The sequence below is a fragment of the Flavobacterium panici genome, from assembly GCF_903819335.1.
GTDB classification, from domain to species: domain Bacteria; phylum Bacteroidota; class Bacteroidia; order Flavobacteriales; family Flavobacteriaceae; genus Flavobacterium; species Flavobacterium panici.
Genome location: NZ_CAIJDE010000038.1, coordinates 48,387 through 69,287, shown reverse-complemented (window position 1 = coordinate 69,287; position 20,901 = coordinate 48,387). Strand labels below are relative to the sequence as shown.

At 33.9% G+C, this 20,901-nt stretch carries 22 protein-coding genes; 8 read left to right on the top strand and 14 right to left on the bottom strand.

Annotated elements, in window-relative coordinates; genetic code table 11:
- The first annotated feature begins 30 nt into the window (after positions 1-30).
- The 4 genes from galE to FLAPXU55_RS09585 all read left to right on the top strand — a co-directional run bounded on the left by galE (position 31) and on the right by FLAPXU55_RS09585 (position 2,590).
- Positions 31-1,047 carry a UDP-glucose 4-epimerase GalE gene (gene galE, locus FLAPXU55_RS09600; RefSeq protein ID WP_180857482.1) on the top strand — a complete coding sequence of 339 codons (1,017 nt, stop codon included), beginning with the start codon at positions 31-33 and terminating at the stop codon, positions 1,045-1,047.
- A gap of 82 nt (positions 1,048-1,129) precedes the next feature.
- Positions 1,130-2,035 (top strand): DMT family transporter, encoded by a 906-nt coding sequence (locus FLAPXU55_RS09595; protein ID WP_180857481.1) that lies wholly within the window; start codon positions 1,130-1,132, stop codon positions 2,033-2,035.
- Positions 2,036-2,087: 52 nt separating this feature from the next.
- A complete protein-coding gene (locus tag FLAPXU55_RS09590) occupies positions 2,088-2,285 on the top strand; it encodes a hypothetical protein (protein WP_053471590.1) in 198 nt (65 codons plus the stop codon).
- On the top strand, positions 2,273-2,590 hold the full coding sequence (locus FLAPXU55_RS09585; RefSeq protein WP_180857480.1) for a hypothetical protein: 318 nt from the start codon (positions 2,273-2,275) through the stop codon (positions 2,588-2,590). The genes FLAPXU55_RS09590 and FLAPXU55_RS09585 overlap by 13 nt, the downstream gene beginning before the upstream one ends.
- Before the next feature lie 83 nt (positions 2,591-2,673).
- Here FLAPXU55_RS09585 and fabD read toward each other — a convergent pair whose 3' ends face one another.
- On the bottom strand, positions 2,674-3,549 hold the full coding sequence (fabD, locus tag FLAPXU55_RS09580; RefSeq protein WP_053471588.1) for an ACP S-malonyltransferase: 876 nt from the start codon (positions 3,547-3,549) through the stop codon (positions 2,674-2,676).
- Positions 3,550-3,621: 72 nt separating this feature from the next.
- Positions 3,622-3,984: a DUF983 domain-containing protein gene (locus FLAPXU55_RS09575; protein WP_073489108.1), complete on the bottom strand. Its 363-nt coding sequence runs from the start codon at positions 3,982-3,984 to the stop codon at positions 3,622-3,624.
- Between the two features lie 96 nt (positions 3,985-4,080).
- Here FLAPXU55_RS09575 and FLAPXU55_RS09570 point away from each other — a divergent pair, with 96 nt between their 5' ends.
- Positions 4,081-4,944, top strand: a complete 864-nt coding sequence (locus tag FLAPXU55_RS09570; protein ID WP_180857479.1) for a helix-turn-helix domain-containing protein — start codon at positions 4,081-4,083, stop codon at positions 4,942-4,944.
- A 311-nt stretch (positions 4,945-5,255) separates the two neighbouring features.
- On the opposite strand, the gene FLAPXU55_RS09565 is transcribed toward FLAPXU55_RS09570, so the two are convergent.
- From FLAPXU55_RS09565 to FLAPXU55_RS09545, 5 genes are all read right to left on the bottom strand, one after another.
- Complete coding sequence (locus tag FLAPXU55_RS09565) at positions 5,256-5,789, bottom strand: YceI family protein (protein ID WP_180857478.1); 534 nt, start codon at positions 5,787-5,789, stop codon at positions 5,256-5,258.
- 157 nt (positions 5,790-5,946) lie between these two features.
- The gene (locus tag FLAPXU55_RS09560; protein WP_053471584.1) at positions 5,947-6,663 is read right to left on the bottom strand and encodes a pirin family protein; all 717 of its coding nucleotides are present in this window, start codon (positions 6,661-6,663) and stop codon (positions 5,947-5,949) included.
- Positions 6,664-7,089: 426 nt separating this feature from the next.
- Positions 7,090-7,800 (bottom strand): ankyrin repeat domain-containing protein, encoded by a 711-nt coding sequence (locus tag FLAPXU55_RS09555; RefSeq protein ID WP_180857477.1) that lies wholly within the window; start codon positions 7,798-7,800, stop codon positions 7,090-7,092.
- Between the two features lie 167 nt (positions 7,801-7,967).
- Entirely contained in the window at positions 7,968-8,330 is a 363-nt protein-coding gene (locus FLAPXU55_RS09550; protein WP_180857476.1) for a hypothetical protein, read from the bottom strand.
- A 6-nt stretch (positions 8,331-8,336) separates the two neighbouring features.
- Positions 8,337-9,818, bottom strand: a complete 1,482-nt coding sequence (locus tag FLAPXU55_RS09545; protein WP_180857475.1) for a helix-turn-helix domain-containing protein — start codon at positions 9,816-9,818, stop codon at positions 8,337-8,339.
- 197 nt (positions 9,819-10,015) lie between these two features.
- Between FLAPXU55_RS09545 and aceB the strand changes: the two genes are divergently transcribed.
- Both aceB and aceA read left to right on the top strand, forming a co-directional pair.
- Positions 10,016-11,617, top strand: coding sequence for a malate synthase A (gene aceB / locus FLAPXU55_RS09540; RefSeq protein WP_180857474.1), 1,602 nt, complete (start codon positions 10,016-10,018; stop codon positions 11,615-11,617).
- 339 nt (positions 11,618-11,956) lie between these two features.
- The gene (gene aceA, locus FLAPXU55_RS09535) at positions 11,957-13,237 is read left to right on the top strand and encodes an isocitrate lyase (RefSeq protein WP_180857473.1); all 1,281 of its coding nucleotides are present in this window, start codon (positions 11,957-11,959) and stop codon (positions 13,235-13,237) included.
- 205 nt (positions 13,238-13,442) lie between these two features.
- Here the strand turns inward: aceA and FLAPXU55_RS09530 are convergent, their stop codons facing one another.
- The 7 genes from FLAPXU55_RS09530 to FLAPXU55_RS09500 all read right to left on the bottom strand — a co-directional run bounded on the left by FLAPXU55_RS09530 (position 13,443) and on the right by FLAPXU55_RS09500 (position 19,472).
- Entirely contained in the window at positions 13,443-14,018 is a 576-nt protein-coding gene (locus FLAPXU55_RS09530) for a Crp/Fnr family transcriptional regulator (RefSeq protein ID WP_180857472.1), read from the bottom strand.
- Positions 14,018-14,335, bottom strand: a complete 318-nt coding sequence (locus FLAPXU55_RS09525) for a DUF6370 family protein (RefSeq protein ID WP_180857471.1) — start codon at positions 14,333-14,335, stop codon at positions 14,018-14,020. The genes FLAPXU55_RS09530 and FLAPXU55_RS09525 overlap by 1 nt, the downstream gene beginning before the upstream one ends.
- Positions 14,336-14,338: 3 nt before the next feature.
- Positions 14,339-15,499 carry a formate-dependent phosphoribosylglycinamide formyltransferase gene (purT, locus tag FLAPXU55_RS09520; RefSeq protein ID WP_180857470.1) on the bottom strand — a complete coding sequence of 387 codons (1,161 nt, stop codon included), beginning with the start codon at positions 15,497-15,499 and terminating at the stop codon, positions 14,339-14,341.
- Positions 15,496-15,984, bottom strand: coding sequence for a hypothetical protein (locus FLAPXU55_RS09515; protein WP_053471576.1), 489 nt, complete (start codon positions 15,982-15,984; stop codon positions 15,496-15,498). The genes purT and FLAPXU55_RS09515 overlap by 4 nt, the downstream gene beginning before the upstream one ends.
- A 324-nt stretch (positions 15,985-16,308) precedes the next feature.
- Positions 16,309-18,183, bottom strand: a complete 1,875-nt coding sequence (locus FLAPXU55_RS09510) for a peptidase U32 family protein (RefSeq protein ID WP_180857469.1) — start codon at positions 18,181-18,183, stop codon at positions 16,309-16,311.
- A 134-nt stretch (positions 18,184-18,317) separates the two neighbouring features.
- Positions 18,318-18,896 (bottom strand): outer membrane beta-barrel protein, encoded by a 579-nt coding sequence (locus tag FLAPXU55_RS09505; protein ID WP_180857468.1) that lies wholly within the window; start codon positions 18,894-18,896, stop codon positions 18,318-18,320.
- Between the two features lie 120 nt (positions 18,897-19,016).
- A complete protein-coding gene (locus FLAPXU55_RS09500) occupies positions 19,017-19,472 on the bottom strand; it encodes a ferritin-like domain-containing protein (protein WP_053472040.1) in 456 nt (151 codons plus the stop codon).
- Positions 19,473-19,834: 362 nt separating this feature from the next.
- On the opposite strand from FLAPXU55_RS09500, the gene FLAPXU55_RS09495 reads away from it, so the two are divergent.
- The gene (locus FLAPXU55_RS09495) at positions 19,835-20,893 is read left to right on the top strand and encodes a serine hydrolase domain-containing protein (protein ID WP_180857467.1); all 1,059 of its coding nucleotides are present in this window, start codon (positions 19,835-19,837) and stop codon (positions 20,891-20,893) included.
- Positions 20,894-20,901: the final 8 nt, after the last annotated feature.

Genomic DNA, 20,901 nt, shown 5'->3' with positions numbered 1-20,901 from the left:
AGCCAAAATAACCACATAAACAACCAAATAATGAAAGTATTAGTAACAGGAGGATTAGGATTTATAGGTTCTCACACGGTAGTCGAATTGCAAAATGAAGGCTTTGAAGTTGTGATAATTGATAACCTTTCAAATTCTTCAGAAGATGTTTTAAAAGGAATTACAGCCATTACGGGAAAAATGCCTTTATTCGAAAAAATTGATTTAAGAGAAAAAAGTGCCGTTCGGGATTTCTTTAAAAAACATAATGATGTTACTGGGGTAATTCATTTTGCCGCTTCAAAAGCAGTTGGTGAAAGTGTTGAGCAGCCTTTGTTGTATTACGAAAACAACATTAGCAGTTTAGTTTATCTTTTGCAGGAATTACAGCAAAAACCTGAAGCAAGTTTTATTTTTAGTTCGTCTTGTACGGTTTACGGTCAAGCCGAAAAAATGCCAATTACAGAAGATGCTCCGGTTCAAACAGCAATGTCTCCTTACGGAAACACGAAACAAATTGGAGAAGAAATAATTGCAGATACAGCAAAAGTAACTAACATTAGCGCGATTTTATTGCGTTATTTTAATCCGGTTGGTGCGCATTCTTCTACTGAAATAGGAGAATTACCATTAGGAGTTCCTCAAAATTTAGTTCCGTTTATTACACAGACAGGAGTAGGTTTGCGTCAGGAATTATCTGTTTTCGGAAATGATTATCCAACACCAGACGGAACTGCGGTTCGCGATTATATTCACGTTGTCGATTTAGCAAAAGCGCACGTAATTGCATTACAGCGTTTATTGAATAAAAAGAATTTAGCGAAAGTTGAAACTTTTAATTTAGGAACTGGAAAAGGAAGTTCTGTGCTTGAAGTGATTCACAGTTTTGAAAAAGTAAGCGATAAAAAATTGCCATACGTAATTAAGCCACGTCGCGAAGGTGATATTACAGAAGCATATGCAAACACAGATAAGGCTAATAATGTCTTGGGTTGGAAAGCTGAATTAAGTTTAGACGAAGCTATGGCAAGCGCCTGGAAATGGGAACAAAAAGTGAGGAATAAATAATTCTCCACATTAAAATTATAAAATTTTAAGATCCCAAATTATAGCAATATAGTTTGGGATTTTTTTTTAGATGCTGATTATTATGAAACAAAGTTTAGATTATAAATTGATTTTTGCTCTGGCAGCTGTTGGAATTATCTGGGGTACTACATTTTTAGGAATCAGGGTTGCGGTTGAGACTATTCCGCCTTGGTTTGTTACTTCAATTCGTCAAGGATTGGCTGGATTGATTATGATGACTATTTTATTATTCAAAAAAGAATTAAAATGGATTGGTTGGCAGAGTTTTAAACAACAACTTATTCCTTCGGTTTTGATGATTGTAATTGCAAATGGTTTTACCACAATTGCAGAAAAGACATTACCAAGCGGATTGGCATCTGTAATAAGTGCGTTATCTCCAATATTGATATTTCTTGGAAGCATTTTAGTGGGTTTGCAAAAAATGAGCTTTAAAGGTTTTGTTGGAGTATTAATTGGGTTTTCGGGAATTGTTTTTATATTCAAAGACGGACTTGGGTCGTTTTTAGATGCTGATTATAGAACTGGAATGATGTTTATGGGATTTGCGATTTTAGCTTGGGCCATTGGAACAATTTACACCAAAACACACGCCAATAAATCAAACAATATTGTACTTAATTTGTTTTATCAATTTACATCTGCGTCTTGTATTCAGTTGGTTTTGGCTTCAATTTTTTCGCCAAATCCTGATTTTAGTTCGTGGAATTCCAGAAGTATTTTCGCGGCTTTGTATTTGTCGATTTTCGGATCAGTAATTGCTTTTTTTAGTTATAGTTATGCTTTAAAACATGTTACAGCAGTTCAAGTTTCTATTTTAGCTTATATAAATACGATAATTGCAGTTTTTCTGGGTTGGTTGCTTTTAGACGAAGTTATTACAATTGATTTTATTATTGCTACTGCGCTGATTATTCTTGGCGTTTTTATTGTCAATTATAAGAAGAAGGAAAAGAAAGCTTTATAAGTTTTGATTCAGTTTATTTTGTAAATTTGTAAGAATAAAAAATGTAGGAATTATGAATTCGGAAGAAGAAAATAAAAAGAAGAATAAGGTTGAAGAACCTGCAACTGAATACGAGATTCAGAAACCGAAATTTAAAGGCATAGACCCTGACACTTTTGATTTTGATGCCGAGTTTGCAAGAGGGTTAACACCGGAGGAGTTTAAAGCTGAAATGTCTAAAAGAATAAAGGCTTATCCTTGGAAAAAATAATTTTTGAAAAAGCAGTTCTTGAATATTTTGATAATTTAGTTTTTGCACTTTTTGAAGAGGAATATTTTGGTTTCTTTGAAACGGCTCAGAATTATATCGATAAAATAGTTGATTTTATTATTTCGAGTACTTCTACTTTTCCTCCCAAGAAAACTCCAAAATCACTTCAATATTTAGGTTCGAATTATATTTTTTATAAATCAAATGCAAGAACAACTTGGTATATTTTCTTTGAAAAAAGAAATCAAAATTATTTAATTACTGGAATTCTAAATAATTACAGTGAAGAAGCAAAAGAGTTATAAAAACAAAATCCTCATAAACATAAGTCTATGAGGATTTTTTATACAGTTAAAAACTGAAAACTGTCACTGAGACTGAACACTAATTATGCATTCGCAGTAACCGCTTCTTTATCAATTTTATTAATCAAACCAGCTAACACTTTTCCTGGGCCAACTTCAGTAAATAAAGTAGCACCGTCAGCGATCATTTGCTGTACAGATTGTGTCCATTTTACAGGAGCAGTCAATTGAATGATTAAGTTCTTTTTAATTTCGTTTGCGTCAGAAACCGCATTGGCAGTTACGTTTTGGTAAACCGGACAAATAGGAGTAGAGAATGTAGTTGCTTCAATTGCTGCCGCTAATTCTTCTCTTGCTGGTTCCATCATTGGTGAGTGGAATGCACCACCAACAGGTAAAATTAAAGCGCGTTTTGCTCCCGCAGCTTTCATCGCTTCACAAGCTTTTTCAACTGCTGAAGTTTCTCCTGAAATTACTAATTGTCCCGGGCAGTTATAATTTGCTGCAACTACAACACCGTCGATAGACGCACATACTTCTTCAACAATATTATCAGCTAAACCTAAAACGGCAGCCATTGTAGATGGAGTGATTTCGCAGGCTTTTTGCATAGCAAGTGCACGTTGAGAAACTAATTTAAGACCATCTTCAAAAGATAAAGTTCCGTTAGCAACCAATGCAGAGAATTCTCCTAAAGAATGTCCTGCAACCATTTCTGGTTTAAAATCTTCGCCTAAAGTTTTCGCTAAAATAACAGAATGTAAAAATACTGCCGGCTGTGTAACTTTAGTTTCTTTTAGTTCTTCGGCTGTACCTTCGAACATGATATCTGTAATTCTAAAACCTAAAATTTCATTGGCTTTTTCGAATAATTCTTTGGCTAAAGCCGAGTTTTCATATAGGTCTTTGCCCATTCCTGTAAACTGTGCGCCCTGACCTGGAAATACGTATGCTTTCATTTGTCTAATTTAATTTTTACTTTTTTTAAAATTGAAAATTAGTTTCAATTGGAAGGCAAAAGTACTATTTTTTTATTTCGTATAATCCTTAAACATGTAAATCCATGCTAATCTTGAAAATCTAAGATTGAAAGAAGTAAGTAAAGTAATGACAACAGCGATGATTGGAATAATTCTTAAATCGAAATTTGTCTCAAAGAAAAACTGAGCAACACAATACGTTGCAATTCCCTGAGCGACTGTTAATCCGTAGTTTACATACATAGCGCCAAAGAAATAACCAGGCTCTTTTTGGAACTTGTAATTACAATGACTGCAGTATTCGTTCATTTTTGGAAGACCGAAAGATAAAAAAATATTTCTGTCTGTAAATACTTTTCCTTTATGACAAACAGGACATTCGTTGCTTAAAATATGAGTTAATGAATTTGACATGACTTTGATGTTTTTTATTTATACAAAGGTAATTCAGAGCAGGATAAAAGCCTTTTTAGTATCTTCGCTTATTCTAGCACAATAAAGACATTTGTTATGAAAAAATATCCCATTTACAGCGTTCAGAATTTTAGCTGCAATGATATTCATCGCGATTTTTACGTCAATACTTTTACAGAACATTTAAAAAACCACAGTTTTGTAGAAGAACCACATCGCCATGATTCCTATTTAATGGTATTTTTTACAAAAGGTTCCGGGCAGCACGAAGTTGATTTTGACCAATTCGAAATAAAAAGAGGAAGTTTATTTGTACTGCAGCCAGGGCAAATGCATCATTGGAGTTTATCAAAAGATGTTGAAGGCTTTGTAATTATTTTTTCGCAGGAATTGTATAATTTATATTTCGGACAAAAAAACATCAACGATTATAATTTCTATCATTCCATTCATAACCGACCGGAGTTGGTTTTCGAAGAAAAAGAAATTCCGAAAATTCAGCCTTATTTTGATTTGCTGATTCAGGAAAACAATCAAAATAATAAATATCAGCTGGATAAAATGCTGAATTTATTAGATTCAATTCATATCGAAATTGCACGCAAATATGGCGAAACGTATTCGCATCAAACCCATTCGTACAATATTAAAATCAATAAGTTTGAATCGCTTTTAGAGGAATATTTCAGAACTGAAAAATTGCCGTCTTTCTACGCAGAAAAATTAAATATTACATTAAAGCATTTAAACAGAATCTGCAATGAAATTCTGCAAAAAACAGCCACAGAAGTTATCACAGATCGTGTAATCCTAGAAATAAAAAGAATGTTGATCGATAAACAATTAGCCGTAAACGAAGTTGCCTTTAAAGTCGGCTACGAAGATTATTCCTATTTCTCCCGCTTCTTCAAAAAACAAACAGGATTATCGCCAACAGAATTTCGAAACACTGTGCGTTGATTTTTGTTGCCACGAATTACACTAATTTTCACGAATTATTTTTTTGCCACAGATTAAAAGGATTTTCACAGATTATTTATTTTCACAATACAGAAAAAAATCTTTTTTAATCTTTTTAATCTGTGGCAAAAAAAAATCAGCATTTGAGAAAAAAAAAATTCGTGGAAATTAGTGTAATTCGTGGCAAACCAAAAAAAAACCTGCACTCCCGAGAAAAAGTGCAGGCTTCGTAACCAACCAAAAAAAAACCTGTACTCCCGAGAAAAAGTGCAGGCTTCGTAACCAACCAAATTAAAACCTATTATAAAGTATTAAGCTTGTTTTACAAATTGTAACTCAATGTTTAATTTTACTTCTTCACCAACTAAAACACCTCCAGTTTCAAGAGCTGAGTTCCAGTTTAAACCCCAATCTTTACGATTGATTTTTCCTTCAATGCTTAAACCTACTTTTGTATTTCCCCAAGGATCAGTTAGGATTCCGCTATATTCTACAGGAAAAGTTACGCTTTTAGAAACACCTTTAATGTTTAAATCTCCAGTAATTTCATAGCTTCCTTCATTGATTTTTTTGAAAGAAGAAGCTTTGAAAGTTAATTTTGGATGATTTTCAGCATCAAAGAAATCTCCGCTTCTTAAATGTCCGTCTCTGTCTGCATTTGCAGTATCAACAGAAGCAATATCAGCAGAAAATTCAATTTGAGCATTTTCGAAGTTGTCTCCGTCTGTAGTAATTGTAGCGTCGTAAGTTCCAAATTTGCCTGAAACATTTGTAAACATCATGTGTTTAACTTTAAAACCAATTTCTGAATGTGTTGGGTCAATTGACCATTTTGTAGTTGCCATAATTTTATTTTTTAAATATTAATTTATTTCATTTTGATAGGACAAAGTTACTTCGGTTGTCTTCGTTTGGCACTTAACCTAGATTAAGAAATGAAGACGAAATAAATATTTGATTCCCAGTTTGTTTTGTTTTTATTGTTTGAAAATTGCTGTTGAATTAATAGTTCATCGGAACGTCCATTAATAAAAATTCAGCATCTGTATTTGCTTTTATATTTAAGATATCAGTTCCTGAAATTCCAACTGCATCACGAGTATTTAATTCCTGACCGTTGATGGTTACGTTTCCTTTTAAAACGAAAGCATAAACTCCGTTTCCTTCTTTTTTAATTTTATATTCAGTAGTTACGCCTGAGTCAAAATTTCCCATATTAAACCAAGCGTCTTGGTGAATCCAAACTCCCTCGTCATCAGCATTTGGAGATAAAATCTGAGATAATTTATTATGTCTGTCCGCAACATCTAAAGTAATTTGCTGGTAACGTGGCGTAACGTTTCTTTTATTTGGAAACAACCAGATTTGTAACAATTTAGTCTGTTGATCTGCATTCGGGTTAAACTCACTATGCTGCACTCCGGTTCCTGCACTCATTACCTGAATATCACCATTTTTGATAATTTCAGTATTTCCCATACTATCTTTGTGAGCCAAATCTCCTTCTAAAGGAATTGTAATAATTTCCATATTATCATGAGGATGCGTTCCAAATCCCATTCCAGCAGCAATTGTATCATCGTTTAAAACACGAAGCGCTCCAAACTGAATTCTGTCCGGGTTGTACCAGCTTGCAAAACTAAAACTGTGATATGCATTTAGCCATCCGTGATTTGCGTTTCCTCTTGTTTCTGCTTTATGTAATATTATATTTTCCATGATCTTGTATGTTTTGTAATTTTATAGTACAAAGATACCACCAAGGTCAAGGAAACGCACTTAACCTAGATTAAGAAGTTTTTCTGAGAGGTTCAAAGGTTCAGAGTTGCAGAGGTTCAAAGGTTTTTTCTGGAGCAGAAATTTTGGTTTTCAAAAGACCTTTAGTCCTGCTATTCGCTATATCTTTTGTAGTCTCGTTAGAAAAAAACGAGACCACAAAAGGATGCCGCTTCTATCAGGGCTATACTAGAAATTTAATTTTCAGAAGTTGGTTAGTTGTAAAGATGGGTAAAGTTCCGAAGGAACAATAAATATTGTAGGGATGGATTTTAATCCATTCTTCGCACAGCATATCGCCAATCTTTGTAGAGTTTCTTATGAAGATCTCTCCTTCGTCGAGATGACAAGATTATAGAGTGTAAAGTGTTAGTTTGATTCGAGAATATCAACAATAGTATTGAAGTTTTTCTTTTTAGCAATAGAAAGCGCCGTTTCTCCTTTTTTTGCTATTGCATTTTTATCTGCCCCAATTGATAAAAGATATTTTACAATTTCTTCATGACCATAATACGCAGCATACATAAGTTCTGTGAAACCATCTTTTGCGGGAACATTAATTTCTGCTCCAGATTTGATAAGTATTTGAACATATTCCATAATTCCTGTTATAGCTGCTGATATTAATGGTGTAATTCCTTTATGATTTTTAGTATTTACATTAGCTCCAAACTTCAAAAGGGTTTTTATTGCCTCCATTTGTCCTTCACGTGTCACCGCCCAATGTAAAGTGGTCATTTTGTATTTATCCTGTATGTCTGGATTTGCTCCTCGTTCAAGAAATGTCCGAAGTACTGGTATTCCTGATTGTGTGAGCGCTGTAAAAATAGGACTTTGTTTATATGAGTCCTTATCTTTTTGATTTATATCAACACCTGTGTCTAAAAGCATTTTTATTATTTCTAAATTATTTTGTCGTGCAGCATAGTATAATATGCCAGTCCCAAAATAATAATCATTTACAGCTAAAACGTCAGCACCCAATTCTAATAATTCTTTAACTTTTTTTATATCGCTGTTTAGAACTGCGGACATTAGTGGAGTGAGTGAAGCTAGATATTTTTCACGTTCATTTAACATGGCACTGTTTTTTATTGTAAATATTTTCTTTCTTTTTAAAACGAAATCAAATTAGAAATATTTTATGAAGATTTTTATCTTTTTGATAAGATTATGCTTAAACTGAATATTGTGATGGAAAATAAAACTTTGCGACTTAGCGTCTTTTCGAGATTATTACAAAAGTTTTATTCTCTAATCCTAATCAATTTTCCTTTTCCAACCACTTCATCAAGATAATTTGCAGACGAACTTTGCTTATCATGCATACTAAATAGAATAGTGTCTTTTGTAATTTGATCTTTTGAGATACTTATAATTAAATCCGTATTAATAAAATTATCCAATAGTATTTTGTTGCCATAAGAAATTGTTCCTTTCGGTAAATACTTGTTGTCAAATTTGAAAACACTATCATTAAAAGTAATTTTATCTTTTTGAATATACGAATCGTTTTCTTCAATTAAATAATTATAGCGACCGTTAAGTTTATCTGTTTTCTGATTGAAGTTAATAGAAAGGAATATTATTATTAAAGCGAAATATTTCATAGGATTCTAACTAAATTGATTAATAAACTGCTGTACAACAGCATCTGTATTCTCATGGCGTTTTTTTCTTTCTAAAACAATTGGCGGCGCAGCTCTTTCCAGGCAATCTTTTACAGCACAAGTTTCACAAGTTACACCAACAATTCGTTTCACTAAAGGTTTTCCTTCAATGAATTTGAATTTCTTTTTCATCGTTGGATTAATTAAGATGCCGACAGAAATACTTCGAATATAATTTTCTGCAAAAGGATCTTTTGTCGCCGATGAAAAAACTAAATATTCGTTTCCGCTATTGGCGTAACTGGATATTTGTGCATCAAAAAAATGAGATTTATTTTGTTTGATGGCTTCATCTATTGTTTTAACCGAAACCCATCTTCTGCAATAATGCTCGTTGGTTTCGTTGGCGTGTGGTTCCTGTTGATGTGTAATATGTAATTCCTTATTGATTTGGTAAACATCCGAACCAATTCGGTGAGATAATCTTAAAAAGAATAAGTTTTTCAACTGAAAATCTTTCGGTAATAAATTGGTTAATCGCTGGTAAAAAGATTCTGGCGAAACTTCAAAACTTTCAATTAATTGAACAAATTCTTCTGGTTTTGGATTTTCATTTTCCAAAAAAGAATTGATTTTGTCAACCACTAATTTTCTCGGTAATAATAAAGCACCGGCAAAATAAGAAGCATAAAAGTTATGTAAAACCTGATCGAAATTTTCAAACTTAATCCAGCTAAAAGTTAATAATCGATCTGAAATCTTTAAATAATTATAAGCAATTTCTTTGGCTAAAATAAAAGCTTTCTGCGGAGCATCGAGTTCTGTAGAAAGTAATAATGTTTTACTTTTTGGAACATAAATGGAACGTAAATCGTCTAAAGCTTCCTGATCTGTAAAAGCAATTTCTTTTATATTGTATTCGTATTCTTCTTTTAGAATATCTTCTAATTCTTCAGTGCTGATTTTAGAATCAAGATTAATTTGAAATGACTTCGAAAACGCAATTACTTTTTCTTCTAAATCTTCAAAATAATTACTGTGTGCTTCCTGATACGAACGCAAAGCGGCCAAAAAGAAACTTTCGCGGCTTAAATTGTAATGTTGTGCAATTTCGATAATCGTACTAATAAACGCATTGACTTTTGCAGGAGCGTTGGCAATAATATCAATTAAATCAGCTTCCTGAATTCCGAAAAGCTCTAGCGGAATCTCTTTTAAAATACCTGATTTTAAGATTTCGCCAATCGGAGCGAGGTTATTATCGAGTTTTAAAGATACCATTTGGTCGTAAGTCACATCCAAATGTTCGCATAAAAGTAAAATTTTATCTGTTTTTGGATATTTTTTTCCCTTTTCAATCTCGTTTAAATACGATTTTGAAAGATTTGTCAGTTTAGCCAAGCCAAAAAGTGACAGATTTTTTTGCGTCCGAACTTGCTTCAATTTTAGTCCGAAGATCAGCTTTATATAGTCTTTTTCGATATCCATGAATCAAATATAGTTGTTTTAAAAATAATCGCCAAAAAATTATTTTTAATATTTAGCGAACGTTCGCTTGTTTTGTAAAAAACTTTTTTCTAATATTGTGGTGTAGAAATTATTAGTTATCAGTTTGTTATGGTTTTGTGTTTTGAAAAAACATATAAACGATTCAATTGTTACTAATGAAAATTAAAACCACAGCTATGAAAAACCAAATTGAAATTACCGAAACGGCAATGGAATTTTTAGCCGAAAAGAAGGTTCGTTACCCAAAAATCTGGACAGAAGAAGCGATTTTTTTTATAATTGAATTGCATAGAAAATTCGAATCACAGCGAAAACTATTGCTTTTACAGCGCGAGCAAAAACAAGTCACTTTTGATCAGGGAATCATCCCGACTTTTATTCCGGAAACGAAGAATATCAGAGAAGGTAATTGGACAGCTGCCGAAACTCCAAAAGATTTATTAGACAGAAGAGTAGAGATTACAGGTCCGGTTGATCGTAAAATGATTATCAATGCATTGAACTCTGGAGCGAAAACTTTTATGGCCGATTTTGAAGACAGCACTTCGCCAACCTGGCAAAATTTGATGGACGGGCAAGTGAATCTGATCGATGCAGTCAACAAAACAATTACCTATACCGATTTGGTAAAGCAAAAGTCCTATCATTTAAATGAAAAAATTGCAACACTAATTGTTCGTCCAAGAGGTTTGCATTTGCCGGAAAAGCATCTTTTAATTGAAGGAAATGAGGTTTCGGGTTCTTTGGTAGATTTTGGATTGTATGTTTTTCATAATCATAAACGACTTTTAGAAAACAATTCAGGGCCGTATTTCTACATTCCGAAATTGGAACATTATCTGGAAGCTCGCTGGTGGAATAATGTAATTGATTTTACCGAGGATTATTTGAAACTGAAAAGAGGAACGATAAAAGTGACGGTTTTAATTGAAACGATAACGGCAAGTTTTCAGTTAGATGAAATCATTTACGAATTAAAAGAACATATTGTTGGCTTGAACTGCGGGCGCTGGGATTATATTTTCTCCTACATCAAAAAGTTTAGAAAAAATCCAAAATTCATCGTTCCGGATCGCGATCAGGTTAATATGACTACGCCTTTTATGAATGCGTATTCAAATTTGGTTATTCAAAGATGTCATAAACGCGGAATTCATGCGATTGGCGGAATGGCAGCGCAGATTCCAATTAGAAATAATGAAGAAGCCAATGCGATTGCTTTCGCAAAAGTAAAAACCGATAAAGAGCGTGAAGTTAAAAATGGACATGACGGAACCTGGGTGGCGCATCCGGATTTGGTTGCGCTGGCAAAAGAAATTTTTGATAAAGGAATGCCGACTCCAAATCAAATTCATATAAAAAGAGAGCACCGAAAAATTACAGAAGCTGATTTAATTGAACCACCAATTGGGATCATTACTGAAAATGGCGTTCGAAAAAATATCAATGTTGGAGTTTTGTATCTGGCTTCATGGCTGAACGGACAAGGTGCCGCGGCATTGCATAATTTGATGGAAGACGCTGCAACAGCCGAAATTTCGAGATCGCAATTGTGGCAATGGCTTCAGAATAAAGTGGTTTTAGATAATGGACGAAAATTAGATTTGGCTTATTATCATGAACTAGCTTTAGATGAATTCAGGAAAATCAAAGAGGAATTAGGAGAAGAAAATCATGAAAAACAACAATTTCCATTGGCTGAAAAAGTATTGGAAAGATTAGTAGTAAATACTGATTTTGTTGACTTCTTGACGATTCCATGTTACAAATACTTGTGATTTTTTAGACACAGAATATATAAATAAAATCAGCTCAATCTGCCAAATCTGCGAGCGAATAATTTTTTCACGCAGATTTAGCGGATCAGGCAGATAAAATTCAGTATTAAATTATTTAAACACATAGAAACATAGATTTTAATTTTTCTTTAAAAAGGGAAAAGAAAAAACTAGTTTTTCACACATAGTCCCGATAGCTATCGGGATGTATTGAAACAAGTGAAACGCCTTTAACCACAAAGTATAACTATGTTTCTATGTGTTAAAAAAATAAGTCCAGTTAAAACTGATTACTGATAACTGAGACTGAAAACTTTACTAACCACTTAAACTATACTTATGAAAACAACAGAAGACAGAATTCAGGAATTGATTAACGATTGGATAACGAACCCAAGATGGAAAGGTGTTGAACGCCCTTACACTGCTAGTGAAGTGGTTGAACTTCAAGGTTCATATCATATTGAGCATTCTATTGCGAAAATGGGAGCGCAAAAATTATGGAAAAAGTTAAAAAGTCAGGATTATGTAGCTGGTTTGGGAGCGTTGACTGGAAATCAGGCGATTCAGGAAGTCGATGCGGGTTTAGAAGCAATTTATTTAAGTGGATGGCAAGTTGCTGCTGATGCAAACCTGGCGGGAGAAATGTACCCTGACCAATCGCTTTATCCGGTAAACAGCGTTCCGATGGTGGTAAAAAAGATTAACAATGCTTTATTGCGTGCTGATCAGATTCAGACTGTAAATAAAATTGAAGATAAAAAAGATTATTTAGTTCCTATTGTAGCTGATGCTGAAGCGGGCTTTGGAGGAAACTTAAATGCTTTCGAATTAATGAAATCAATGATTGAAGCAGGAGCTTCTGGAGTTCATTTTGAAGATCAATTAAGTTCTGCTAAAAAGTGTGGCCATTTGGGTGGAAAAGTTTTGGTTCCAACTCAGGAAGCAATCAATAAATTAATTGCGGCGCGCTTGGCTGCAGATGTTATGGGGGTTTCGACTTTAATTGTTGCCAGAACAGATGCCGATGCTGCAAATTTATTAACGAGTGATGCAGATCCGCGAGACAGAAAATTTTTAACTGGTGAAAAAACTGCCGAAGGTTTCTTCTACGTAAATAACGGAATCGAGCAGGGAATTGCAAGAGGTTTGAGCTACGCACCTTATGCTGATTTAATCTGGATGGAAACCAGTAATCCGGATTTAGAGTTTGCGAGAAAGTTTGCAACGGCTATGAAAAAAGGATTCCCGGATAAAATGCTGGCATACAATTGTTCTCCGTCTTTTAATTGGGCTGCGAAATTAACGGTTGCCGAAATGGAAACATTTAGAGAAGATTTAGCTGCAATGGGATATAAATTCCAGTTCATTACTTTGGCAGGATTCCATGCTTTAAACACGAGTATGTTTGAATTATCGAAAGCGTATAAAGAACGCGGAATGGCAGGATATTCTGAATTACAGGAACGTGAATTTGCGTTACAGAAAAACGGATTCAGAGCCGTAAAACATCAGGCTTTTGTAGGGACTTCTTATTTCGACGCAGTTCAAAATACGGTTATGATAGGAAGATCCTCAATAACAGCAATGAAACATTCTACTGAGGTTGAGCAATTTTAGTTCAAAAGAAAAGCCAGTTCAATGAACTGGCTTTATTTTTTTTGCCACAGATTTCACAGATTAAAGTGATTTTTTTTAGCCACGAATTACACGAATTTCCACGAATTTTATTTTAATTTTTAAATCAATTAATTCGTGGAAATTCGTGTAATTCGTGGCTACTTTTTTTAAATCATTCTAATCCTTTTAATCTGTGGCAAAAAAACTATTTCTTTAAAAGCCTTGCTTTCATTTTGCTGAAGAATTCTGGTGTTACTCCAATGAAAGAAGCGATTTGTTTTTGAGGGACTTTGTGAACCAATGTTCCGTATTTTTTAGTGAATTTTTCAAAACGTTCTTCGGCAGGTAAACTTAAATTGTCCATTAATCGCTGTTGATTGGCGACTAATGAGTTTTCAATTAAAATTCGGAAAAAGCGTTCCAGTTTTGGAATCTCAATAAACAATTGATCCTGATTTTGTTTCGATAAAGAAACTACTTCGGCTTCTTCCAGAACTTCAATAAAAAGCTGTCCCGGTTTTTGCGAAAAATAACTGTACATATCGCTCATCCACCAGCCTTCGCAGGCAAATGATAAAACATGCTCTACAATATTATCGTTGATATTGAAACTTCTTAAAATTCCTGAGTTTACAAAATAAGAATGTTTGCAGACTTCGCCGGCGTTTAATAAAATCGTTTTGGCTTTATAAGTATTCGTTTCTAGTTTAGATAAAAAAAGTGTTTGTTCCTCTGGTGTCAAAGAAACATGTTTGGCAATATTTTCAAGAATTAATGCCATTATTTTTCGTTTACTAAAGTGAATGAAGTCGCTTTAAAACGATTGTTTACGATTTCTCCAGTAACTAAAGCTTTGCTGATTGCATTGCAAAAACCTTTTTCTGAATGTGCATCGCCGTGATCGTGAATAGTAGTTCCGTCAACGAAATAGGTTTTTCCGTCAATACGGACCGCTAAATCACAGCTTTTACCTTTCATCCCAAATTGACATTCTCCACAAGAAGCTTCTACAATGGTTGGTTTATCGATTACTTTTTTAGATTGAGCCTGAGTTGCAATTCCAACAAACAGGAAAAGTACGAATATAAGTTTTTTCATTTTTTAAGAATTTACAGTTATTAATTTTGCCGTTTCTTTGGCGCGTTCGGTTACTTTTTCGATTGGAGTTGATAAAGAATCCTGAGCTAAAACAACTCCCATTCGGCGATACGGTCTTGAAGTTGGTTTTCCGAAAATCCTGAAATCAGTTTTTGGTAAAGCAGCTACTTTTTCGATTCCGGCAAAAGTGGGATTGGTAGAATCTTTGGATGCTAAAATTACGGCACTTGCTCCGGCTTTTTCTAATGTAATTTCGAAAATAGGAAGACTTAAAATCGCTCTTAAGTGCAATTCAAATTCGTTAAAATTCTGCGTTCCTGCCAAAGTTACCATTCCGGTATCGTGCGGACGAGGAGAAAGTTCAGAGAAATAAACGCCTTCTTTAGTTAAGAAAAATTCAACACCAAAAAGTCCGGCTCCTCCAAGTGCTTCCGTAATTTTTTCGGCCATATCCTGAGCTTCGTATAAATCAGCTTCAGAAACCTGTGCCGGCTGCCAGCTTTCCTGATAATCACCGCGTTCTTGTCTGTGGCCAATTGGAGCGCAAAACAAAGTTGGGTTATTATTTTGTGTAATTGTCAAAAGCGTAATTTCCGAATCAAAATTGACAAAGGCTTCTACAATAACTTCGATAACATCACCACGCGAACCTGCAACGGCATATTGCCAAGCTTTTTCGATATCGCTTTCTGTTTTGATTGTTGATTGTCCTTTTCCTGATGAAGACATTAAAGGTTTTACTACGCACGGAATTCCAACTTCCTGAACCGCTTTTTGCAGTTCTTCTGCTGAAGTGGCGTATTGATATTTTGCTGTTTTTAATCCTAATTCTTTTGCTGCTAAATCACGAATTGCTTTACGGTTCATAGTAAAGTTTGCCGCTTTCGCTGAAGGAACAACAGTGATGCCTTGTTTTTCGTAATCGTAAAAACGTTCGGTTCGAATGGCTTCTATTTCTGGAACTATAAAATCGGGTTTGTGTTTAGCTACGATTCTGTCTAGAGCTTCGCCGTCTAACATATTAATGACTTCAAAACTGTGGGCGACTTGCATTGCCGGTGCATTTTCGTAACTATCAACTGCGATTATGGTTTGTCCGATTCGTTGGGCGGCAATGACAAATTCTTTGCCTAATTCGCCTGAACCTAGGAGTAGTATTTTCATTTTATTTGATTTAAAGTTTGGGTATTTTGGCTTGCTTTTACAATAATTAAACTGCTTATAAAAATTAAAATCATTAATATAAATGATAGGAATAAAATCATTAGTATTGAAAATAGAATTTTGTCATAAAGTTGTACTCTCAATGCAACAGATATTCCGTTAAAAAATAATCCGACTATATAAAGTGTGAAAAGAGCTAATATTAATTTTGAACTTACTCCAAAAGAAAATTGAGAACAAGCTTGAAAATAAGTGATTTGATTTAATGAATAACTTATTTTTTTAGCTGTATTCCAAAAAAGAAAAATGATAAATATTGGAAATAAAATTCCCCAGAAAATTGGATTCCAAAAAATACCGAAATCACATATTTGAATACATAAATCGATAAAATAACTATCCGAAAATATTAATAATGGAAAAAAAGCGGTCACAAAAATCCCAGCAATAATTGCGTGTTTTTGAATATTATTTTTTGATTCCATTTAAATTTAGTTTGGAGAGTAAAGATAAATAAAATGGAATTTATTCTCACGCAGATTTTGGAGATTCGGAAGATTTAATTTGACTGGAATTTAATTTTTAAATTAAGTAACCATACAGTTTGTCATTTCGACGAAGGAGAAATCTTCGTGAGAAGCTCGACAAAGATTGACTTATTGGAACGGAGCTACTTGCGAAGATTTCTCGTTCCTCGAAATGACAAGATTGAGGCAAATAGCAGGATAAAAAAAGAAAAAGGTTCGCAAAGATTTTAGATTAATCTTTGCGAACCTTTGTGTATTTCTTTGTGAATCTTTGCGGTAAAATCAATGAAAATGATCTTCTTCAATTTCGAATTCAGCATCTTTTTCCCAGATTTCCATTTCGCAGGGCTTGCAGTTGAATTTCAGTTTGTATTCAAGTTCACCTTGTTTCAATACCAATGGTTCTTTTACCTTGACACCAACTATATCTTTTTGGTGTATCGGACATTTTTTTAATTCGTATTTGATGCAATATTTCGTTGTCATTACACGAGATTTTCCTGGATCCCATTGTAATTCAAATGCTTTTTCGATTTCGGTTACACCGTGACGTTCGTAGAATTTACGAGCTGTTTTGTTCGAAACATTGTACATGAAATCCAATTTAGTTTCAGGATACGGATGTGACGTTTTTACCATTTGGTGTTCCTCACGTTTGTAATTTGCCAAACGAATTTCGGTTAACTGATCGTATACAGTTCTTCGCATTTCGTTGATTTTTGAAATAGGAAGGAACCAGTTTTGAGAAAACATAATGTTGATTTCATCAGCAGTATAAGGTGTGAAACCTGTTTTTGCCAATTGTATTTTAATGTTTTCTTCTATTGATTCGCCAGTTTTTGTCTGCTCTTTTGCATGTTCTAAATTAACGATACTTACGTTTCCGTCTTCGTCGGTTGCGATTAATTCGAAACCATTTTCAGTTTCAGTCAGTAATAAAGTTGTGCTTAATTTACGAACAGCACTATCTTCTCTTTCAACAATTTTGATGAAAGCAGCGTCGTTATTTCTATAGATGAAAGTTCCGTCTTTTACTTCTTTTAGAACGTTCGGGTAAATTTTACCGTTTTCGGCTTTGTTTACGTAGATTCCGTCGGCTTCGTTATTTTCGTTGATGAAGCAAAGTCCGTCACCGTTATTTAATAATTCACCGTTTTCGATTTCGTAAGCGTTTCCAACCGTTCTGATTAATTTACCAATATATTGTCCTTTTGATTTTGGGCTTTCCCAAGAACCAATAGAGCTGTGTCTTTCGTTTACGAAATAGTCTGTATAACCACGATTAAAGGTTCTGCTTAAAGAAGAGTCAAAAGTATAAGTACAAGTTCCGGAAGAAGCTTTTCTATATTTTTCGCTTCCTTCGCCTTCTAAAAAGCTGTCTAATTTTTGACGTAAATAAGACACGTTGTTTTTTACGTAAACCACATCTTTCAATCGTCCTTCAATTTTAAAAGAAACGATTCCGGCTTCAATTAAATTCGGAATTTGATCTGAAATATCTAAATCTTTTATAGAAAGTAAGTGGCTGTTTTTGATTAAAGTTTCTCCGTTTCCGTCGATTAAGTTATAAGGTAAACGGCAGTTTTGTGCACAAGAACCACGATTGGCGCTGCGTTCTCCGTTTGCTACACTCATATAACAGTTTCCGCTAAAAGAAACGCATAAAGCTCCGGTTACGAAAAATTCTAATTCAACATCAGCGTGATCGTAAATCGTTTTAATTTGATGCAGGTTTAATTCACGTGCTAAAACCACACGTTTAATCCCGGCATCTTTAAGGAATTTAATTTTATCGGCATCACGATTATTGGCTTGTGTACTTGCGTGAAGTACGATAGGAGGAAGCTCCATTTCCATAATCGCCATATCCTGAATAATCAGGGCGTCGACACCAATCTCGTATAATTCCCAAATCATTTGGCGGCAAGTCTCTAATTCGTTGTCGTATAAAATGGTATTCATAACGACAAAAACCTGAGCATTAAATAAATGCGCATATTGTACTAAAGCAGCAACATCTTCAATAGAGTTGTTAGCGTTAGATCGTGCACCAAATTGAGGCGCACCAATATATACTGCATCAGCACCACTGTTTATGGCTGCCATTCCTCCAATTAAATCTTTAGCAGGAGCTAATATTTCGATTTTCTTCTTCATTTCTAAAACTTTAGACTTTTGTGGTATTCCCGAAAAAAAGTGTGCAAAGGTCTTATAAATTATTTGAGTTTGCTAATGATGAAGGGATTTTTTTGAAATTGTTAACTTAATATGGAATGATGATAAATGGATTTTTAATCTAATGGAAAAGAAAATCCTGCGGCTACTGCTCCAGAGAATTGATCAGCAGCTGGATGAAATAGATAAGTAAATGCAACATCTATATTGTTTTTAGGACCGAGTGCCAAACCAAAAGAGAAAGGAATGTCAAATACCATCCCGTTTTTTTTGATATTAACATCTGGAATATAAGTTTCAAAAGAACCTATTGAAGTACCAATTCCACCCTCAACAAAAGGTGCAACCCAAGGAATTGGTGCACAAATACGAACTTTTCCTCCCAAAGAAAAAGCTTTAGTTGTCACTTTATAATTTTCTGGGTTTTTTTCTAAATTTTCATTAGTTGATGTAATTATAATTCCTGCATAAGGTCGCAAGCTAAACCATGAAGTTAAACCAACTACATATTCTCCCTGAGCATAAAAACCCGAACCATCAATTATTTCTGGATTTTTTTCTTTGTAATATGACGTAGTCAATCCAAGGCCAATTGAGGCGTAGATAAATTTACCTGTGTTTTGTGCCTTGGTCGCATAAGGGAAAAAGGAAATAAAAATGAAACAAATAAATATGCTGCGTAAAGTTAAGGTCATGTTTTTTGATTTATTATTTTGGCTGCGACGAAAGTAAGATTTTTTATCAATTTTGACAAAACAAAAAAACTACCCAGTCCTAAAACCAAGTAGTTTTCAAAAAAAGCATGAACCAATCGATTAGCTTGCTTTCATTTTAATTTGCGATAAAGTATTTTGAATACTGTTTAATTGTTTTGAAACAATAAAAACCTGACTGTGTTCTAATTCATTTTCTTCGAGCGCTTTTTTATATTTTTCGATAGCAGCTTCTTCTCCGGTAATACAAGCGTTTATAATAGCTTCGGTATCACCACCTGTGAAAGATGATTTGATATCAATCCAAGTTCTGTGTAAAGCTCCTAGTGGTCCGCCGCCTGATGTATCTGTTGATTTTCCAAGTTTATTGATTTCGTCTTGTAATTCTACAATAAATAAAGCTCTTTCACGGGCATATTCCAAAAAATCAGCTTTGATGGCTAAATTCTCTACATGTTCTGCTGCGTTTGTATATCCTAGTTTTCCATCTTCAAGAATTGAAATTAATCCTTCTAAAGTTTTCACTGTTTCTTTTGTGGTTTCATCTGTATGTATCATGACTAATAGTTTTTAAATTAATACATTACAAAGTTGGCGATTTATAAAGTGTTATGTTTTACAGGATTATATGTGGTGTTTTACAATATTGTGGAATGGGAATTTTGAAAGTTTATTTTTTTGTTCTCGCAGATTTAGCAGATTCAGCTGATTTTTTCTTTTGAAAATGAATTGTGTCGTTTCCGTTTTGCGTGAGGGATAGAAGTGGGAAGCCCGCAGTCTCGTCTTTTGACGAGACGAGGACTTGTAACGGATAGCCCGACCCGGAGGGACACGCCCATAAAATGTATAAACTTACTTTTTGTAACCTTTAGGCGATTGATGCCGTCAAAGCTTTATCAATCAAACTAAATAATCATAAAATGAAATCAATCTTAAAATCGTTTATTGTTCTGTTTATAATGACTTGTTCGGGTTTGTCGGCTCAGAATTTAGAAACTAAAATTGATAGCTTAATTACTTCAAAGTTTAAACCTGAAAATCCGGGAGCTGTTTTTCTGGCAGTTAAGAAAGGAAAAGTAGTGTACAGAAAAGCTTTTGGAATGGCTGATTTAGAAATGAATATTAAAATGAAACCTGAATTTGTTTTTGAAATTGGTTCGATGACCAAACAATTTACGGCTGTTTCTGTTTTAATGCTTGCTGAACAGGGAAAACTGAAGCTTGATGATGAAATTACGAAGTTTATTCCAGATTATCCAACGAATGGAAATGTGATTACACTGCATCATTTGCTTACACATACTTCAGAAATTAAAGATTTTACGAGTATGAAATCGATTAAAGATATTGCCAGACAGGATTTGTCGCCTAAAGAATTAGTAGATTTTTTTAAGAATGAACCTATTGATTTTAAACCCGGCGAACAATATAAATATTGCAATTCTGGATATGTGCTTTTGGGTTATATAATTGAAATCGTATCAGGAAAGACTTATGAGGAATTCATAACTCAAAATATTTTTAAGAAAGCAGGAATGGAAAACAGTTATTATGCAAGTCATGATAAAATTATTAAAAACAGGGTATCTGGTTATCGTGACAAGAATGGTTATATAAATGCAAATTATATTAGTTTTTCTATTCCGTATGCTTCGGGATCGATAATGTCCAATGTTGATGATTTGCTGAAATGGCAAAATGCAATAAATACCAATATATTATTAAATCCAGTTTATACAGAAAAAGCTTTTACGAATTATAAACTAAATAACGGGACGAATATAGATTATGGATACGGCTGGCATTTAGAAAAGGTGAAAAACAAAATAATCCGTGAACATGGCGGAAGTATTTTCGGTTTTAAATCTATGGGAGTTTATGAGCCAACAGAACAGGTTTATGTGGTTGGTTTGAGTAATTGCGAATGTAATTCTCCAACTTCAATTACAAAAGATATTGCTGCCCTTTTAATTGATTAAACAAAAAA

What these genes read in the sequence shown, in the direction of transcription:
- galE (WP_180857482.1), top strand. Translation starts at nt 31, where the DNA reads ATGAAAGTATTAGTAACAGGAGGATTAGGATTTATAGGTTCTCACACG.
- FLAPXU55_RS09595 (WP_180857481.1), top strand. Translation starts at nt 1,130, where the DNA reads ATGAAACAAAGTTTAGATTATAAATTGATTTTTGCTCTGGCAGCTGTT.
- FLAPXU55_RS09590 (WP_053471590.1), top strand. Translation starts at nt 2,088, where the DNA reads ATGAATTCGGAAGAAGAAAATAAAAAGAAGAATAAGGTTGAAGAACCT.
- fabD (WP_053471588.1), bottom strand. Translation starts at nt 3,549, where the DNA reads ATGAAAGCATACGTATTTCCAGGTCAGGGCGCACAGTTTACAGGAATG.
- FLAPXU55_RS09575 (WP_073489108.1), bottom strand. Translation starts at nt 3,984, where the DNA reads ATGTCAAATTCATTAACTCATATTTTAAGCAACGAATGTCCTGTTTGT.
- FLAPXU55_RS09570 (WP_180857479.1), top strand. Translation starts at nt 4,081, where the DNA reads ATGAAAAAATATCCCATTTACAGCGTTCAGAATTTTAGCTGCAATGAT.
- FLAPXU55_RS09565 (WP_180857478.1), bottom strand. Translation starts at nt 5,789, where the DNA reads ATGGCAACTACAAAATGGTCAATTGACCCAACACATTCAGAAATTGGT.
- FLAPXU55_RS09560 (WP_053471584.1), bottom strand. Translation starts at nt 6,663, where the DNA reads ATGGAAAATATAATATTACATAAAGCAGAAACAAGAGGAAACGCAAAT.
- FLAPXU55_RS09555 (WP_180857477.1), bottom strand. Translation starts at nt 7,800, where the DNA reads ATGTTAAATGAACGTGAAAAATATCTAGCTTCACTCACTCCACTAATG.
- FLAPXU55_RS09550 (WP_180857476.1), bottom strand. Translation starts at nt 8,330, where the DNA reads ATGAAATATTTCGCTTTAATAATAATATTCCTTTCTATTAACTTCAAT.
- FLAPXU55_RS09545 (WP_180857475.1), bottom strand. Translation starts at nt 9,818, where the DNA reads ATGGATATCGAAAAAGACTATATAAAGCTGATCTTCGGACTAAAATTG.
- aceB (WP_180857474.1), top strand. Translation starts at nt 10,016, where the DNA reads ATGAAAAACCAAATTGAAATTACCGAAACGGCAATGGAATTTTTAGCC.
- aceA (WP_180857473.1), top strand. Translation starts at nt 11,957, where the DNA reads ATGAAAACAACAGAAGACAGAATTCAGGAATTGATTAACGATTGGATA.
- FLAPXU55_RS09530 (WP_180857472.1), bottom strand. Translation starts at nt 14,018, where the DNA reads ATGGCATTAATTCTTGAAAATATTGCCAAACATGTTTCTTTGACACCA.
- FLAPXU55_RS09525 (WP_180857471.1), bottom strand. Translation starts at nt 14,335, where the DNA reads ATGAAAAAACTTATATTCGTACTTTTCCTGTTTGTTGGAATTGCAACT.
- purT (WP_180857470.1), bottom strand. Translation starts at nt 15,499, where the DNA reads ATGAAAATACTACTCCTAGGTTCAGGCGAATTAGGCAAAGAATTTGTC.
- FLAPXU55_RS09515 (WP_053471576.1), bottom strand. Translation starts at nt 15,984, where the DNA reads ATGGAATCAAAAAATAATATTCAAAAACACGCAATTATTGCTGGGATT.
- FLAPXU55_RS09510 (WP_180857469.1), bottom strand. Translation starts at nt 18,183, where the DNA reads ATGAAGAAGAAAATCGAAATATTAGCTCCTGCTAAAGATTTAATTGGA.
- FLAPXU55_RS09505 (WP_180857468.1), bottom strand. Translation starts at nt 18,896, where the DNA reads ATGACCTTAACTTTACGCAGCATATTTATTTGTTTCATTTTTATTTCC.
- FLAPXU55_RS09500 (WP_053472040.1), bottom strand. Translation starts at nt 19,472, where the DNA reads ATGATACATACAGATGAAACCACAAAAGAAACAGTGAAAACTTTAGAA.
- FLAPXU55_RS09495 (WP_180857467.1), top strand. Translation starts at nt 19,835, where the DNA reads ATGAAATCAATCTTAAAATCGTTTATTGTTCTGTTTATAATGACTTGT.